Raw genomic sequence first — 16783 nt, 5'->3', positions numbered from 1 at the left:
CAGCAGTGACGACGACAGACATCGTGACGATCGCGACGAGGCCCCGCCTCGAGCGCCGTCCGCTCCGCAAGATCCTGGCCCGGCCCGAGACCGGCGCGTTCGTCGCCGCCCTCGCCGTGCTCGTGTTCTTCTCCCTCTACACCCCGCAGTTCCTGAGCTTCGCCGGCGCCGGGGTCTGGCTGGAGTCGGCCTCGACCTTCGGGATCATGGCCGTCGCCGTGGCGCTGCTGATGATCGGCGGCGAGTTCGACCTCTCCGCCGGCGTGATGACGGGCTTCTCCGCCCTCATCGTCGGGATCCTGACCACCCACTACGGACTCAGCATCTGGGTGGCGGTCTTCGTCTCGCTGATCGTCTGCCTCGGCGTGGGCGCCCTCAACGGCATCCTGGTGATGAAGACGGGGCTCCCGAGCTTCATCGTGACGCTCGGCACCTTCTTCGCCCTCGCCGGCATCGACCTGGCGGTGACGAAGATCATCACCGGCCAGGTCGCGATCCAGGGCATGACCAAGGTCCCGGGCTACGACGGCATCCAGCCGCTGTTCGGCTCGTCGGCCGGCATCGGCGGCGGCACCTTCTACGTCTCGGTGCTCTGGTGGTTCGTGGTGGCGGCCGTCGCGACCTGGATCCTGCTGCGCACCCGCGCCGGCAACTGGATCTTCGCCGTCGGCGGGGCGCAGACCGCGTCGCGCCAGGTCGGCGTCCCGGTGCTGAAGACCAAGATCGGCCTCTTCATGGGGACCGCCGGCGCCGCGTGGCTCGTCGGCATGATCTCGCTCTTCCGCACCTCGACGGTGCAGGCGAACACCGGCGTCGGCCAGGAGTTCATCTTCATCATCTGCGCGGTCGTCGGCGGCTGCCTGATGACCGGCGGCTACGGCTCGGCGATCGGCGCCGCCCTCGGCGCGCTGATCTACGGGATGGTCTTCCAGGGCATCACCTTCGCCCAGTGGGACACCAACTGGCTGCGCACCGTCCTCGGCGGCATGCTGCTCGCCGCGGTGCTCCTCAACAACTTCGTCCGGACACGAGCAGGAGGCGGACGATGAGCGCCGACACGACGAGCGGCCCCTCGACCGGACAGCCGGCCGCGCCCCGCACCCCGGTGGGCACGACGATCGTCGAGGTCCGCGACATCGGCAAGAGCTACGGCGCCGTCAATGCGCTCGCCGGAGTCTCGACCACGGTCAACGCCGGCCAGGTCACCTGCGTCCTCGGCGACAACGGCGCCGGCAAGTCGACGTTCATCAAGATGCTCGCCGGTGCGCACACGCCCTCCGAGGGCGAGCTGCTCCTCGACGGGACGCCGGTCACCTTCTCGTCGCCGCGCGCCGCGCTGCAGGCGGGGATCGCGACCGTCTACCAGGACCTCGCGGTCGTGCCGCTGATGCCGGTCTGGCGCAACTTCTTCCTCGGCTCCGAGATCACCAAGGGGCGCGGACCGCTGCGCCGCCTGGACGTGAAGCGGATGAAGGAGATCACGCAGAGCGAGCTGGCGAACATGGGCATCGACCTGCGCGACGTCGACCAGCCGATCGGCACCCTCTCCGGAGGCGAGCGCCAGTGCGTCGCCATCGCCCGCGCCGTGTACTTCGGTGCCCGCGTGCTGATCCTGGACGAGCCGACCGCGGCGCTGGGCGTCAAGCAGTCGGGCGTGGTGCTCAAGTACATCGCCCGCTCCCGCGACGCCGGGCTCGGCGTGGTCTTCATCACCCATAACCCGCACCACGCCTACCCGGTCGGCGACCGCTTCCTCCTCCTGAACCGCGGCACCAGCCTCGGCAACTTCGAGAAGAGCGAGATCACCCTCGGCGAGCTGACCAGCCTGATGGCCGGCGGCGCCGAGCTCGCCTCCCTCGCCCACGAGCTCGAGCGCTCGATGCCGGACTCCGCGGTCACCGCGGAGCTCGCGCACGAGGCCGCCGCGAGGCCGGAGTGACGGACGCGCCGGCGCCCTACGACGTCCTGACCATCGGCCGGGTCGGGGTCGACATCTACCCGCTGCAGGACGGCCTCGGGCTCGAGGACGTCGAGACCTTCGGCAAGTACCTCGGCGGGAGCGCGGCCAACGTCGCGATCGCCGCGGCCCGGCACGGGCACTCCGCCGCGCTGATCTCGCGGGCCGGCGACGACCCGTTCGGCCGCTACGTGAAGCGCGAGCTGGTCCGGCTCGGCGTCTCGGACGAGTTCGTCGGCACCGAGCCGGACCTGGCCACGCCGGTCACGTTCTGCGAGATCTTCCCGCCGGACGACTTCCCGCTGTACTTCTACCGCAAGCCCAAGGCGCCCGACCTGGCGATCACCGCGCAGTCGCTCGACCTCGACGCGATCGTCCGGGCGAAGGTCTACTGGTCGACCGTCACCGGGCTCACGGAGGAGCCCAGCCGGTCCGCGCACTTCGTCGCGTGGCAGGCTCGCGACCGCCGGCCGTTCACCGTGCTCGACCTGGACTACCGGCCGATGTTCTGGCGCTCGCCGGAGCGCGCCTCGCAGGAGGTCGCTAAGGCGCTGGAGTGGGTCACCGTCGCGGTCGGCAACCGGGAGGAGTGCGAGGTCGCCGTCGGCGAGACCGACCCGTCGCGCGCGGCCGACGCGCTCCTCGACCGGGGCGTCGAGCTCGCGATCGTCAAGCAGGGGCCGCGCGGCGTGCTCGCGAAGACCCGCTCCGAGACGGTCGAGGTCGCGCCCTTCCCGGTCGAGGTCGTCAACGGCCTCGGCGCCGGGGACAGCTTCGGCGGCGCGCTCATCCACGGCCTCGTCGAGGGCTGGGACCTCGAGCGCATCCTCCGCTTCGCGAACGTCGCCGGCGCGATCGTCGCCTCGCGGCGCGAGTGCTCGACGGCGATGCCCACCACGGCCGAGGTCGAGTCCTTCCTGAAGGAGCGCACCGATGTCACGCTCTGATCGCGACTTCGCGGAGCTGCGCCGGCTCCGCGCCGAGGACCCGACCGCCGTCGCACGGGCGCTCGCCGGGCGCCGCCGCCGTCCGCTGCTCGGCGGGAACGGCCGGCTGCTGCTCGTGGCCGCCGACCACCCCGCCCGCGGCGCGCTCGGCGTGCGCGGCGAGGCGATGGCGATGGCGGACCGCTACGACCTGCTCGACCGTCTCGCGACTGCGCTCTCGCGGCCGGGAGTGGACGGGGTGCTCGGCACGCCGGACATCATCGACGATCTCGCCCTGCTCGGGCTGCTCGACGACAAGGTCGTGGTCGGATCGATGAACCGCGGCGGCCTGCGCGGCGCCTCCTTCGAGATGGACGACCGCTTCACCGGCTACGACATCGACGGGATCGTCCGCGACGGCCTCGACTTCGCGAAGACGCTGCTGCGGATCAACCTCGCCGACGCCGGCTCGGTCGCGACGCTCGAGGCCAACGCGGCGGCCGTGACCGCGGCCGCGGCGGCCCGCGTGCCGATCATGCTCGAGCCCTTCCTGAGCGAGTGGGTCGACGGCGCCGTCGTCAACGACCTCTCCGCCGACGCCGTGATCACCTCGATCGCGATCGCCTCCGGGCTCGGCTCGTCCTCGGCCTACACCTGGATGAAGCTGCCCGTCGTCGACGAGATGGAGCGGGTGATGGCCGCCACCACCCTCCCGACGCTGCTGCTCGGCGGCGACCCGACGGGGAGCCCCGACGAGACCTACGCGGCATGGGGCGCGGCTCTCGCGCTGCCCGGTGTCCGCGGCCTCGTCGTCGGGCGCACCCTCCTCTACCCGGCCGACGGCGACGTCGCGGCAGCGGTCGACACCGCCGCCGCGCTCGTGCACGGCTGACCGCACCCCTGACCGACGAGCCCCTCTCCCACGGACCCCCTCTCCCACGGACCCCCTCTCCCACGAATCCCCTCTCCCAAGAATCCCCTCTCCCACGAACCCCCTCTCCCACGAACAGAGACAGGAATCATGTCCGAGACCATCGGAACCACCCCGCTGCACCAGCTCGCCGTCGTCCCGCACTGGATCGACGGGCGCGAGTCGCCCTCGACCTCGGGCCGCACCGCGCCGGTCTTCGACCCCGCGCTGGGTGTCGCGACCAAGGAGGTCGCCCTGGCCGATGCGGACGAGATCGCCGCGGCGATCGCCTCCGCCAAGGCCGCGTTCCCCGCCTGGCGCGACCTCTCGCTCGCCAAGCGCCAGCAGATCCTCTTCACGTTCCGCGAGCTGCTCGAGGCGAAGAAGGGCGAGCTGGCCGAGATCATCACCTCGGAGCACGGCAAGGTCGTCTCCGACGCGCTCGGCGAGATCACCCGCGGCCAGGAGGTCGTGGAGTTCGCGACCGGCCTCGCGCACCACCTGAAGGGCGAGTACTCGGAGCAGGTCTCGACCGGCGTCGACGTCTACTCCACCAAGCAGCCGCTCGGCGTGGTCGGGATCATCTCGCCGTTCAACTTCCCGGCGATGGTGCCGATGTGGTTCTTCCCGATCGCGATCGCGGCCGGCAACACCGTCATCCTCAAGCCCAGCGAGAAGGACCCGACCGCGGCGATCTGGCTCGCGAAGCTGTGGAAGGAGGCCGGCCTGCCCGACGGCGTCTTCACCGTGCTCAACGGCGACAAGCAGGCCGTCGACGGGCTGCTGACCTCGCCCGACGTCCGCTCGATCTCGTTCGTCGGCTCGACGCCGATCGCGCAGTACGTCTACGAGACCGGGACGAAGCACGGCAAGCGCGTCCAGGCCCTCGGCGGCGCGAAGAACCACATGCTGGTGCTGCCGGACGCGGACCTCGATCTGGTCGCCGACTCGGCGATCAACGCGGGCTTCGGCTCGGCGGGGGAGCGCTGCATGGCGATCTCGGTCGTCGTCGCGGTCGAGCCGGTCGCCGACGAGCTGATCACCAAGATCCAGGAGCGCGCGTCGCAGCTGCGCATCGGCGACGGGCGCCGCGGCTGCGACATGGGACCCCTGGTCACCGAGGCGCACCGCGACAAGGTCGCGTCCTACATCGGCATCGCTGAGCAGGACGGCGCCGAGGTCGTCATCGACGGCCGCGGCATCGAGGTCGACGGCGACGAGAACGGCTTCTGGCTCGGCCCGACGCTGCTCGACAGGGTCCCGACCACCTCCCGCGCCTACACGGAGGAGATCTTCGGACCGGTGCTCTCGATCGTGCGCGTCGCCTCCTACGAGGAGGGCGTCGAGCTCATCAACACCGGTGCGTTCGGCAACGGCACGGCGATCTTCACGAACGACGGCGGGGCCGCGCGGCGCTTCCAGAACGAGGTCCAGGTCGGGATGATCGGCATCAACGTGCCGATCCCGGTGCCCGTCGCCACGTTCTCGTTCGGCGGCTGGAAGTCGTCGCTCTTCGGCGACACCAAGGCCCACGGCGCGGAGGGCGTCCGCTTCTTCACGCAGCAGAAGGCGATCACCTCGCGCTGGCTGGACCCCTCGCACGGCGGCATCAACCTGGGCTTCCCCCAGAACTGAGCCGTTGTGCCTCGCTCCTCCTTCGTCGTCGCTCGGCCGCGGTCGGCTTCGCGAAGGGGGAGCGTTCCGCAGAGCGTCCTGCGTCCGCGCACGTCGAATCGCTGGCACGCGATTCACCGGTTGCGCTCCACCCTCGCGCAGACGCATCGGGCTCACATGCTGGTCGAGTAGCCGCCGCAGGCGGCGTATCGAGACCCGCCCCGCCAGCACACCCCCCACCGAGACACGACGGAAGGCCCGAGATGACCACGCACAACGAGTGGCTGTTCCCGCGGGGCGCGCTCGCCCGCGACGGCTGGGAGTCCGTCGTCGACGCCGGCCTGCCCGCCTGGCAGCACACCGGACTCCGCGTCGCGGACCTGGCCCCCGGTGACGAGCTCGCGCTCCCCGCCGCGGGCCTCGAGCGCCTCGTCGTCCCGCTCGCCGGCTCCTTCACCGTCCGGCACGAGGCCGGCGGCGCCGCCGAGACCACCGTCCTCGCGGGCCGGGCCTCGGTCTTCGACGGCCCGAGCGACGTGCTCTACCTCTCGACGCTGTCCTCCGCGACGGTGTCGGGGGAGGGCCGCGTCGCGATCGCGGAGGCGCCCGCCGCGACCCCGCACCCGAGCCGCTACGTCCCGCGCGCCGAGGTCCCCGTCGAGCTGCGCGGTGCCGGCCGCTCCAGCCGTCAGGTGCACAACTTCGGCACCCCGGGCGCGCTCGAGGCCGACCGCTTCATCGTCTGCGAGGTCATCACTCCGGCCGAGAACTGGTCCAGCTACCCCGCGCACAAGCACGACGAGGACGTCCCCGGCCACGAGTCGCGGCTCGAGGAGATCTACTACTTCGAGACCGCCGTCAGCCGCGGCGTCGACGGGCCCGCGAACGCCGAGCCGTTCGGGATGTTCAGCACCTCGACCTCGCCCGCCGGCGAGATCGCGATCGACGCGACGGTCCGCACCGGCGACATCGCCCTCGTCCCGTTCGGATACCACGGCCCCGCCGTCGCGGCGCCGGGCTACGACCTCTACTACCTCAACGTGATGGCCGGCCCGGGCGAGGAGCGCGCCTGGCTGATCAGCGACCACCCGGCGCACGGCTGGATCCGCAGCACCTGGGACGACCAGGACATCGACCCCCGACTCCCGTACACGCCCGACAGCACGACCAGCACCGACACGACACCCGGCACACCCAGCACCACCGGAGGACAGCACTGATGGCCGACAGGACCCAGCGGATGACCGTGAGCCAGGCGCTCGTCGAGTTCCTCGCCCGGCAGTGGACCGTGGACGGCGACCACCGCGAGCGCACGATCCCCGGCATGTTCGGAATCTTCGGGCACGGCAACGTCGCCGGCATCGGCCAGGCGCTCGCGCAGTCGAACGCCCTCGACCCGACCCTGATGCCCTACCACCAGGCGCGCAACGAGCAGGCGATGGTGCACCAGGCCGTCGGCTACGCCCGGATGCACCGTCGCCTCGCGACCTACGCCAGCGCCGCCTCCGTCGGCCCGGGCGCCGCCAACATGCTCACCGGAGCCGCCCTCGCGACCGCGAACCGGCTCCCGGCGCTGCTGCTGCCCAGCGACACCTTCGCGACCCGCGTCGCCGATCCGGTCCTGCAGCAGCTCGAGCTGCCGCACGACATCGGCATCACCGTCAACGACGCGTTCCGGCCGCTCTCCCGCTTCTTCGACCGCGTGCAGCGGCCCGAGCAGCTCTACTCGATCGCCCTCGCCGCGCTGCGCGTGCTGACCGACCCGGCCGAGACCGGCGCCGTCACCATCGCCCTGCCCGAGGACGTCCAGGCCGAGGTGCTCGACGTCCCCGTCGCCTTCCTCGAGGAGCGCGAGTGGCACCTGCGCCGCCCGGTCCCGGAGCGCGGACCGCTCGAGCGGGCGGTCGCCGCGATCGCCGCCGCGCGGAACCCGATCGTCGTCGCCGGCGGCGGCGTGATCTACTCCGGCGCGGAGGCGGCGCTGCGCGCGTTCGCCGAGGCCACCGGCGTCCCCGTCGCCACCACCCAGGCCGGCGGCGGCGCCCTCGCCTGGGACCACCCGCAGTACCTCGGCGGGATCGGCGCCACCGGCTCCACCGCCGCGAACCGCCTCGCGGCCGACGCCGACGTCGTCATCGGCATCGGCACGCGCTACAGCGACTTCACCACCGCGAGCCGCACCGTCTTCCAGAACGACGGCGTCGTGTTCGTGAACGTCAACGTCGCCGCGTTCGACGCCTACAAGCACGGCAGCCGGCTGCCGATCATCGCCGACGCCCGCGAGACGCTGGAGGCGCTGCGCGAGCAGCTGAGCCGGTTCCACGTCTCCGAGGAGTACGCCGAGCGCCTCCGCCGCGAGAAGGCGGAGTGGGACGCCGCGGTCGACGCCGCGTTCGCCCCCTCCGGACTCGCGCTGCCCGGCCAGGCCGAGATCATCGGCGCGGTGCAGTCCGCGACCGACCCCGAGGACGTCGTCGTGCAGGCGGCCGGCTCGCTGCCCGGCGACCTGCACAAGCTGTGGCGGGTGCGCGACAGCCTCGGCTACCACGTCGAGTACGCCTTCTCCTGCATGGGCTACGAGATCGCCGGCGGCCTCGGCGTCAAGCGCGGGGCGGAGGCGTCGGGGTCGGACCGCGACGTCGTCGTCATGGTCGGCGACGGCTCCTACCTGATGCTGCACACCGAGCTGGTGACCGCGGTGGCCGAGGGACTGAAGATCATCGTGGTGCTGATCCAGAACCACGGCTACGCCTCGATCGGGCACCTCTCCGAGACCGTCGGCTCCGGCCGCTACGGCACGCAGTACCGCGGGCTCGACGACCGCGAGATCCCGCTCGATCTCGCCGCGAACGCGCGCAGCTACGGCGTCGACGTGATCGAGGTGGCGCCGAGCGGGTCCGCGATCGACGACCTGCGCGCCGCGATGGCGGCCGCGAAGGCGTCGGACCGCACGACGCTCATCCACATCAACAGCGACCCGCTGCTCTACGCGCCGAGCGGCGAGGGCTGGTGGGACGTGCCCGTCGCCGAGGTGTCCGAGCTGCCGAGCACGCAGCGGGCGTTCGAGGAGTACACGCGGCAGCGGGCGGCGCAGAAGCCGCTGCTGGGCTGAGCGCCTGGCGGGAAAGGCCTGCCCTAATGTCAGGACATTCGCACAGAATCCGCCTAGAATGAGCACCACTGCCACCGGCGCCGACGCGCCCCGTCCCCTGGAGAAGACCATGAGCGCCACCGTGACCGCCGACGCAGCGACCGCCCCGTACGAGCCGCTGCGGGCCGGCGCCGCAACGGCGACCAGCCTCTGGAACGACTCCGCGGATCTCGAGGAGCTCGGCCGGTCGATCGCGTTCGGCGCGGTCGGCGCGACCTGCAACCCGGTGATCGCGCTGACCACGATCGAGAAGCACCTCGACGTGTGGGGTCCGCGGATCGCGGCGCTCGCCGAGCAGCACCCCACCGCGGGGGAGAGCGAGCTCGGCTGGCTGGCCATCGAGCAGATGTCGATCGAGGCGGCCGAGCTGCTCCTCCCCGCGTTCCGCGCGAGCGGCGGACGGGACGGGCGCCTCTCGGTGCAGACCGACCCGCGGCTGCACCGCGACGCCGACGCGCTCGTCGCGCAGGCCGTGCACTTCTCGGAGCTCGCCGAGAACATCATCGTGAAGATCCCCGCGACGGAGATCGGCATCCGCGCGATCGAGGAGGCGACCTACCGCGGCGTCAGCATCAACGCGACGGTGTCGTTCACCGTCGCGCAGGCCGTGGCCGTCGCCGAGGCGATCGAGCGCGGCTTCGACCGCCGCGCGGCCGAGGGGCTGCCGGACCACGAGTTCGGCTCCGTCGTCACCATCATGGGCGGGCGTCTCGACGACTGGATCAAGGCGTCGGTCGCGGCCGACCGCCGCCTCGTGCAGCCCGGCTACCTGGACTGGGCGGGCGTCGCGGCGCTCAAGGAGGCGTACCGGATCTTCCGGGAGCGCGGCTACCGCGCGCGCATCCTCTCGGCCGCGTTCCGCAACCACCTGCAGTGGTCGGAGCTGGTGGGCGGCGACCTCGTCGTCTCGCCGCCGTTCGAGTGGCAGCTGCTGATCCACGAGAACCGCATCGAGGTCGACCCGGCGCAGATCGACGTCCCGGTCCCCGCCGAGATCCTGGCCGCGCTGCTCGAGCTGCCCGAGTTCCGCCGCGCCTACTTCGAGGACGGCATGACCGTCGACGAGTTCGGCTCGTTCGGCGCCACCCGCCGCACCCTCCGCCAGTTCCTCGACGCCGACGCCCGCCTCGACGCCCTCGTCCGCGAGATCCTCCTCCCGACGATCTAGCCCGAGCGTGCCGATGCGCGCCTTCATGCTGATCGAGTAGCCCGCGGAGCGGGCGCACTCCATGCTGATCGAGTAGCCCGCGGAGAGGGCGAATCGAGATCCACCGTGCTGTAGAGGTCGGGTCTCGATACGCCCCTGCGGGGCTACTCGACCAGCATGGAACGCGCTCTGCGCTACTCGACCAGCATGGAGCGCGCTGCGCGCTACTCGACCAGCATGGAACGCGCTGCGCGCTGCTCGACCAGCAGGGAAGGGCGGCGTCAGCGGGCGAGGTAGGCGCGCCAGCCGCCGAAGGCGGTGATGTCGTCCGCGCCGGCGAGGGCGATCGGCTCGACGAGGAAGCCGCTGACGAGCGAGCCGTCGGCGAGGGAGACGGAGCCGATGGCCATCGGCTGCGGGAGCGCCGCGACGAAGGAGCCGAACGCGGCCTCCGTCAGCCGGTAGACCTCGACCTCGAGCGCCGCGCCGCCCTCGGCGACCCGCACGACGCCGGGCTTCGGCGGCACGGTCGACAGCGCGTAGAGCCGGTAGTCGGCGCTCGTGGTCGTCGCCTCGACGAACTCCGCGTCGCGATCCGCGAGCTGGTGGTGCAGCGGCTGGTCGCGCAGGTGCGCGCCGGCGACGGCGAGGAGGACGGTGGTCGCGGTGGTGGTGCTCATGAGCGGCTCCAGACGAGATCGGCGAGCTGGTGGTCGGTGAACGCGGGCCCGATCAGCTGCACGCCGAACGGCAGCCCGTGGACGACTCCCGCGGGGTAGGCGACGGCCGCGAGGTCGAGGAGGTTCGCGAAGTTGGTGAAGCGCCCGAGCCGCGAGTTGACGCCGATCGGGTCGGCCGCGACGGCGGCGAGCGTCGGGTGCTCGGTCGTCGTCGGCAGCAGCAACGCGTCGATCCGCTCGAACACGGCGTCCGACACCACCCGCGCGCGGTCGAGCCGCTCCTGGTCCTGGAAGAGCTTCCAGGCCGGCAGCTCCCGCGACCGCGAGACGATGCCGCCGACGACCGGGTCCACCTCCTCGGGATGCGCGTCGACGAACGCGCCGACCGCCGCGTAGCGCTCGGCCACGAACGCGCCGTCGTAGAGCATCCGCGCGGTCTCGAGGAACACCTCGATGTCGAGCTCGACCAGCGTCGCGCCCGCCTCGGCCCAGCGGGCGACCTCGGCGTCGAACGCCTCGGCCCAGCCGGGCGCGAGCTCGCCGAGCTGCCCGGGCCGCGGGACGCCGATCCTCGCCGTCGAGGCGAACGGAGCGGCGACTCCTCTGCGGCTGAGCGGATCGCGGGCATCCGGCCCGGCCAGGACGTCGAGCGCGCGCCGGGCGATCGCGGGATCCGCCGCCATCACCGTCACCACGTCCAGGCTCCGGCAGGCCGGCACCACGCCGGCGGCGCTGACCCAGCCCTTGGTCGGCTTCAGCCCGACCAGCCCGTGGAACGCGGCCGGCACCCGGCCGGAGCCCGCGGTGTCGGTCCCGAGCGCGAAGTCCGCGCCGCCGAGCGCCACCGCGACCGCGGAGCCGGAGGACGAGCCGCCCGAGATCCGCGACGGGTCCACCGCGTGCCGCACCGCGCCGTAGGGGGAGCGGGTGCCGACGAGGCCCGTCGCGAACTGGTCGAGGTTGGCCGAGCCGAGCACCACGGCTCCCGCCGCGCGCAGCCGCGCCACCACGGTCGCGTCCTCGGCGGGCGCGTAGGCGAACGCCGGGCAGGCCGCGGTCGTCTCCAGCCCCGCGACGTCGATGTTGCCCTTCACCGCGAACAGCAGCCCGGCGAGCGGGAGCGCCGGATCGACGGCGGCCAGCTCCGCGGCCACCTCGGCCTCGGGCCGCAGGGCGATGAACGCCTCGGGCCGGGCGGCCAGCCGCCGGTAGCGCTCGGCGACGTGCGCCGCGGGGTCCTGGTGCGCGGGGTCCTGCGCCGGGTCGTCCCTCATGCTGCGTCCTCTTCCTCGGCCTGCTCGGCCCTCGTCTCCAGCACCACGAGCACCGTGCCCGCGGCCACGTGCGCCCCGACCTCGGCGACCACGGCGACCACGCGCCCGGCCGCCGGAGCCGTCACGGGCGCCTCCATCTTCATCGCCTCGAGGGCGACCAGCGTCTGCCCGGCGGCGACCGCATCCCCCACGGCCACGTCGATCCGGAACACCGTCGCCACGAACGGCGCCTCGACGCCCTCGCAGCCGTCCGGGATCTCCACGGCGGAGGACGCGGGCGGCGCGGGCACCGCCTCCACGCGGTCGAACTCGCCGGACGCCTCCCAGGCGGCGCGCTCGGCGCCGAACGCCCCGGCCTGCACCGCGCGGAAGTCTGCGATCGACTCCGCGTTCTCCGCGAGGAACTCCTGGTACTCCGCGAGCCCGAACTCGCCCTCCTCGATCCGCAGCGGCAGCCGCCCCGCGGCCATCTCGGAGCGCAGCTCGAGCAGCTCCTCCGGCTCCACCGGGTACCAGCGGATGCGGTCGAAGAACCGCAGCAGCCACGGCACGCCGGTCTCGAACGCTCCGGCCTGGTGGTGCGTCGACCAGATCGGCACCGTGCGGCCGACGAACTGGTAGCCGCCCGGCCCCTCCATCCCGTAGATGCAGAGGTAGGCGCCGCCGATGCCGACGGCGTTCTGCGGCGTCCAGGTGCGCGCCGGGTTGTACTTGGTGGTCACCAGGCGGTGCCGAGGGTCGAGCGGAGTCGCGACCGGCGCGCCGAGGTAGACGTCGCCGAGCCCGAGCACCAGGTACTCCGCCTCGAACACCGTGCGGTAGACCTCGTCGACGCTGTCCAGGCCGTTGATCCGGCGGATGAACTCGATGTTCCACGGGCACCAGGGCGCGTCGTCGCGGACGCCGGCCATGTAGCGGCGGATCGCCTCGCGCGTCGACGGGTCGTCCCAGGCCAGCGGCAGGTGCACGGTGCGGCTCGGGACGCGCAGGTCGGCCGTCGCGGGCAGCAGCGCCTCCGCCGCGAGCACCGCCTCGGCGACCGCGTCGGTCGAGGTCGTCCGCGGGTCGAAGTGCACCTGCAGCGAGCGGATGCCCGGGGTCAGCTCGATCACGCCGGGCAGCGCCGCCTGCTCCAGCGTCTCGGCGATCGCGTGCACGCGCATCCGCGAGGCGAGGTCGAGACTCATCTCGCCGATCTCGACGAGCAGGTTCGCGTCGCCGCTCCGGCGCAGCACCAGCGACGGGTCGCCGTCGTGCGCGGGCCGGCGGTGCAGCACGCCCTGGTCGTCGACCGCCGCGCGGCCCGCCGCCGGCTCGTCGAGCGGAGCGTCGAGCAGCCCGGTCGCCTGCGCCGCGGTGACCGGCACGAAGCGCACGGTGTCGCCGGGGCGGAGCTGCCCGAGCCGCCAGAGGTGGCCGGTCGCGACGCTCGCCGGGCAGGTGAAGCCGCCGAGGCTGGGGCCGTCGGGTCCGAGCAGGATCGGCAGGTCGCCGGTGTAGTCGACGGCGCCGACCGCGTACGGGGTGTCGTGGATGTTGGAGGGGTGCAGCCCGGCCTCGCCGCCGTCCTCGCGGGCCCAGTGCGGCTTCGGGCCGAGCAGGCGGACGCCGGTGCGCGCCGAGTTGAAGTGCACCTCCCAGTCGGTGGCGTAGAAGACGGCCATGTCGTCCTCGGTGAAGAACTCCGGAGCGGCGTGCGGGCCCTCGAGCGCGGCGAGCGTCCAGGCGTGCGGGAACGCGGGGCGCTCCTCCGCCGGCACGATCGCGACCGTGTTCGGGACGCTCGGCGTCCGCAGCCCGAGCACGTCGCCCGGGGCGAGCGCGCGCCCTGCGTGCCCGCCGATCGCGCCGAGATCGAACGTGCTGGCCGAGCCGAGCACGAGCGGGATGTCGAGCCCGCCCTCGACCAGCAGGTACATGCGCATGCCGCTCTCAGCCGTGCCGATCGCGAGGACGCCGCCGGCCGGCACCGCGACCGGCTCCCACTGCGCGATGGGCGCGCCGTCGAGGGTCGCGGGCGCGGGTGCCCCGGTCAGCACCACGCGGGTGGCGGTGTGGAAGCGGAGGGTCGGCCCGCTCATCGTGATCTCGAGTCCCGGCGCGTCCTCCGGGTTGCCGAGCGCGGTGTTGCCGAGCCGGAACGAGAGCGGATCCATCGGCCCCGACGGCGGCACGCCCACCGGCCAGTAGCCCAGGCGCCCGGTCGCGTCCTGCACGGTGGTCAGCATCCCGCCCTTCAGTACCTCGACCCGCGGGCTCGCGTCGCGCAGGTCGTCGAGGGTCGCGGTGGAGTGCTCGGCCGCGAGCACCGAGGGCTCGGCGGCGATCGCCCGCAGCAGTCCGACGTTGGTCGCGATGCCGTCGACCCGGGTGGCGGCGAGCGCCCGTCCGAGCGCGGCCCAGGCCCCCTCGCGAGTCGCGCCGCTGACGACCACCTTCGCGAGCAGCGGGTCGTAGGAGGTGGAGACGTCGCTGCCGGGGCGGATCCAGCCGTCCACGCGGACGTCGTCCGGGAACTGCAGCCCGGTGATGGTGCCGGAGCTCGGCGCGTTGCCGAGGTCCGGGTTCTCCGCGTAGACCCGCGCCTCGACGGCCGCCCCGCTCGGCTCCGGGACCGCGTCGAGGAACGCCGTCTCGCCCTGCGCGAGCCGCAGCATCCACTCGACCAGGTCGATGCCGTAGCGCGACTCCGTCACCGGGTGCTCGACCTGCAGGCGGGTGTTCACCTCGAGGAACGCCGCCTCCTGCCGGACCGGGTCGTAGATGTACTCGACCGTGCCCGCACTGCGGTAGCCGGCCTCGGCGCAGAGCCGGCGCGACGCCTCCGCGATGCGCTCGCGCACGGCGTCCGGCAGATCCGGCGCGGGGCTCTCCTCGACGACCTTCTGGTTGCGGCGCTGCAGCGAGCAGTCGCGGTCGCCGAGCGAGACCACGCGGCCGGCGCCGTCGCCGAAGACCTGCACCTCGACGTGCCGGGCGCGCTCGACCAGCCGCTCCAGGAACACGCCGGCGGAGGAGAAGCCGGCCTCGGCCAGGCGCCGCACCTCGCGCCAGGCGGCGCGCAGCTCGGCCTCGTCGCGGCAGGCGCGCATGCCGATGCCGCCGCCGCCCGCCGTCGCCTTGAGCATCACCGGGTAGCCGATCCGGTCGGCCTCGCGGGCCGCGTGGTCGGCGTCGTCGAGCAGCCCGGTGCCGGCCAGCAGCGGCACGCCCGCGCGCTCGGCTGCGTCGCGCGCGGTGTGCTTGGCGCCGAACACCTCGAGCTGCTCGGGAGTGGGGCCGACGAAGACGATGTCGGCCGCCGCGCAGGCGCGCGCGAACTCGGCGTTCTCGCTGAGGAAGCCGTAGCCCGGGTGGATCGCGCCGGCGCCGGTCTGCGCGGCCGCCGCGAGGATCCGGTCGATCCGTAGGTAGCTGTCGGCCGCGGGCGCCGGGCCGAGCCGCACCGCCTCGTCGGCGAGCGCGACGTGCGCGGCGCCGAGGTCGGCGTCGGAGTAGACCGCGACCGTGCGCAGGCCCATGGCCTTCGCGGTGCGGAGGATGCGGACCGCGATCTCGCCGCGGTTGGCGACGAGGAGGGTGTCGAAGGTCATGCGGTGCCCGTTCCCGCGTTCTCGCCGCTGTGCACGATCATCTCCGCGCGCGACGGGTCGAAGCCGTTGCACGGGTTGTTGATCTGCGGGCAGTTCGAGACGACGACGAGGGTGTCCCGCTCGGCCCGCAGGGTGACGCTGAGGCCGGGGGAGGAGATGCCGTCGACGATCCCGAGGGCGCCGTCCGGGTCCACCGGCACGTTCATGAACCAGTTCACATTCGAGACCTGGTCGCGCTTGCCCATCCCGTGCCGGGAGAGCTCGGCGACGAAGTTCTCCGCACAGGCGTGCTGCGCCGTGGTGTGGAAGCCGTAGCGGAGCGCGTTGCTCTCCTTCGAGCAGGCGCCGCCGAGGGTGTCGTGGCGCTCGACGTCGGTCGCCACGACGGTCAGCAGCGGGCGGTGCTCGGCGTCGCGGAGCACCGAGCCGGTGACGAGGTAGACCGTCTCCTGCGCCTGCAGCGTCGCGGCGGCGGAGTAGGCGGTGCGGTCCTCCGCGTCGTAGGCGAGGAAGTCGACGGCCTGGTTGCCGTCGACGTCGACGATGGTCAGGTGCTCGCCGCGCTTCAGGAGGCGGGACCAGGGGGCGCGGGCGGCGACCGTCTCGCGGTGGGTCTCGGTGCCGTAGGCGGTGGTGGTGTCGCTGCTGCTCGTGCTCGTGTCGGTGCCGGTGGTGCTCATGCGATGCCCCTCGCGCTCAGGTACTCGTCGGTCTGCAGGAAGGCGCGGCGGCCCTCGGGAGTGGCGTCGCGCTCGTCGGCGCTCGCCGGCTCGCCCGCCCAGGCGTGCACGTCGACCGCGCCGACCGTGAAGTCCGGCCGCGGGTCGAGCGGATGCGCGGTGTTCGCCAGCAGGACGATCGCCGGCATCTCCAGCCGCAGCGTCACCGAGCGGCCGGGGCCGGCGCCGCCGAGCCACTCCGGGCTGCCGTCCTCGCGGATCCGCACCCCCTGGAAGTACGAGACGCTCGGCGGCAGATCGCGCCGGCCGAGCCCGTGCTTGGCCGCGCCGAGCAGCAGCAGCTCGCGCCCGGCCGGCGACGGGCCCTGCGGCGAGCCGTCGCCGTAGCGCTCGACGTTCCGCGCCAGCGCGGTCGTGCCGTAGATCGTGTCGTGGCGGCCGGAGTCGTCGGCGACGACGCTCGCGAGCACGCGGCCCTGGTCGCTGAGCAGCAGCTGGCCGGCGCCGGCGTAGACCTGCCACTGCACCTTCACGGTGTCCGCGACGTTCAGCCGCTCGTGCGGCTCCAGCGCGTTGTAGACCAGGAGCGAGACGCACGCGTCGCCGGTGACGTCGGTCATTCGGAGGTGCGTCCCGCGGGCGAGGACGCGGTGGCCGTAGCCGCCGCCCTCGATCCGCTCGGACCAGCGCAGGTCCGCCGGGGCGACGCCCTCCGGCGCGTCGGGGCGCGTGGTCGCCGCCGCCGCCTCCTGGGCGCGGGCGTGCTCGCGCGCACCCGCCGTGGTCGAGGTGCCTGATGTCGTCATGCTGCGCCTGCTCCGTCTGCTGGTCCGGTCGCTGCCGGGGTTTCT

The 16783-nt window shown here is 73.1% G+C and carries 13 protein-coding genes; 8 read left to right on the top strand and 5 right to left on the bottom strand.

The window, feature by feature from the left end; translation table 11 throughout:
• The first annotated feature begins 5 nt into the window (after positions 1–5).
• The 8 genes from MT351_RS05860 to MT351_RS05825 all read left to right on the top strand — a co-directional run bounded on the left by MT351_RS05860 (position 6) and on the right by MT351_RS05825 (position 9726).
• Positions 6–1049 carry an ABC transporter permease gene (locus tag MT351_RS05860; RefSeq protein ID WP_243581550.1) on the top strand — a complete coding sequence of 348 codons (1044 nt, stop codon included), beginning with the start codon at positions 6–8 and terminating at the stop codon, positions 1047–1049.
• The gene (locus tag MT351_RS05855) at positions 1046–1939 is read left to right on the top strand and encodes an ATP-binding cassette domain-containing protein (protein ID WP_123705870.1); all 894 of its coding nucleotides are present in this window, start codon (positions 1046–1048) and stop codon (positions 1937–1939) included. The genes MT351_RS05860 and MT351_RS05855 overlap by 4 nt, the downstream gene beginning before the upstream one ends.
• Complete coding sequence (gene iolC, locus MT351_RS05850) at positions 1936–2904, top strand: 5-dehydro-2-deoxygluconokinase (protein WP_132435407.1); 969 nt, start codon at positions 1936–1938, stop codon at positions 2902–2904. Before MT351_RS05855 ends, iolC begins: the two co-directional genes overlap by 4 nt.
• Positions 2891–3775, top strand: coding sequence for a deoxyribose-phosphate aldolase (locus MT351_RS05845; RefSeq protein WP_132435405.1), 885 nt, complete (start codon positions 2891–2893; stop codon positions 3773–3775). The genes iolC and MT351_RS05845 overlap by 14 nt, the downstream gene beginning before the upstream one ends.
• Positions 3776–3904: 129 nt before the next feature.
• The gene (locus MT351_RS05840) at positions 3905–5428 is read left to right on the top strand and encodes a CoA-acylating methylmalonate-semialdehyde dehydrogenase (protein ID WP_132435403.1); all 1524 of its coding nucleotides are present in this window, start codon (positions 3905–3907) and stop codon (positions 5426–5428) included.
• Between the two features lie 242 nt (positions 5429–5670).
• A complete protein-coding gene (gene iolB / locus MT351_RS05835; RefSeq protein ID WP_132435401.1) occupies positions 5671–6627 on the top strand; it encodes a 5-deoxy-glucuronate isomerase in 957 nt (318 codons plus the stop codon).
• Positions 6627–8519, top strand: coding sequence for a 3D-(3,5/4)-trihydroxycyclohexane-1,2-dione acylhydrolase (decyclizing) (gene iolD, locus MT351_RS05830; protein WP_132435400.1), 1893 nt, complete (start codon positions 6627–6629; stop codon positions 8517–8519). The genes iolB and iolD overlap by 1 nt, the downstream gene beginning before the upstream one ends.
• Positions 8520–8577: 58 nt before the next feature.
• Complete coding sequence (locus MT351_RS05825) at positions 8578–9726, top strand: transaldolase family protein (protein WP_243581549.1); 1149 nt, start codon at positions 8578–8580, stop codon at positions 9724–9726.
• A 260-nt stretch (positions 9727–9986) separates the two neighbouring features.
• On the opposite strand, the gene MT351_RS05820 is transcribed toward MT351_RS05825, so the two are convergent.
• The 5 genes from MT351_RS05820 to MT351_RS05800 are packed head-to-tail and all read right to left on the bottom strand — an operon-like array spanning position 9987 to position 16738.
• Positions 9987–10385: a hypothetical protein gene (locus MT351_RS05820; protein WP_243581547.1), complete on the bottom strand. Its 399-nt coding sequence runs from the start codon at positions 10383–10385 to the stop codon at positions 9987–9989.
• Positions 10382–11659 (bottom strand): allophanate hydrolase, encoded by a 1278-nt coding sequence (atzF, locus tag MT351_RS05815; protein WP_243581545.1) that lies wholly within the window; start codon positions 11657–11659, stop codon positions 10382–10384. The genes MT351_RS05820 and atzF overlap by 4 nt, the downstream gene beginning before the upstream one ends.
• The gene (gene uca / locus MT351_RS05810) at positions 11656–15252 is read right to left on the bottom strand and encodes an urea carboxylase (RefSeq protein WP_243581544.1); all 3597 of its coding nucleotides are present in this window, start codon (positions 15250–15252) and stop codon (positions 11656–11658) included. The genes atzF and uca overlap by 4 nt, the downstream gene beginning before the upstream one ends.
• The gene (locus tag MT351_RS05805) at positions 15249–15932 is read right to left on the bottom strand and encodes an urea amidolyase associated protein UAAP2 (protein ID WP_132435396.1); all 684 of its coding nucleotides are present in this window, start codon (positions 15930–15932) and stop codon (positions 15249–15251) included. The genes uca and MT351_RS05805 overlap by 4 nt, the downstream gene beginning before the upstream one ends.
• Positions 15929–16738 carry an urea amidolyase associated protein UAAP1 gene (locus MT351_RS05800; protein ID WP_132435394.1) on the bottom strand — a complete coding sequence of 270 codons (810 nt, stop codon included), beginning with the start codon at positions 16736–16738 and terminating at the stop codon, positions 15929–15931. Before MT351_RS05800 ends, MT351_RS05805 begins: the two co-directional genes overlap by 4 nt.
• Positions 16739–16783 lie beyond the last annotated feature (45 nt).

Source organism: Rathayibacter sp. VKM Ac-2926, from assembly GCF_022815565.1.
Lineage (GTDB): Bacteria > Actinomycetota > Actinomycetes > Actinomycetales > Microbacteriaceae > Rathayibacter > Rathayibacter festucae.
Note: the sequence above shows the minus strand (reverse complement) of the source record. Positions and strands in the feature narration are given on the sequence as shown.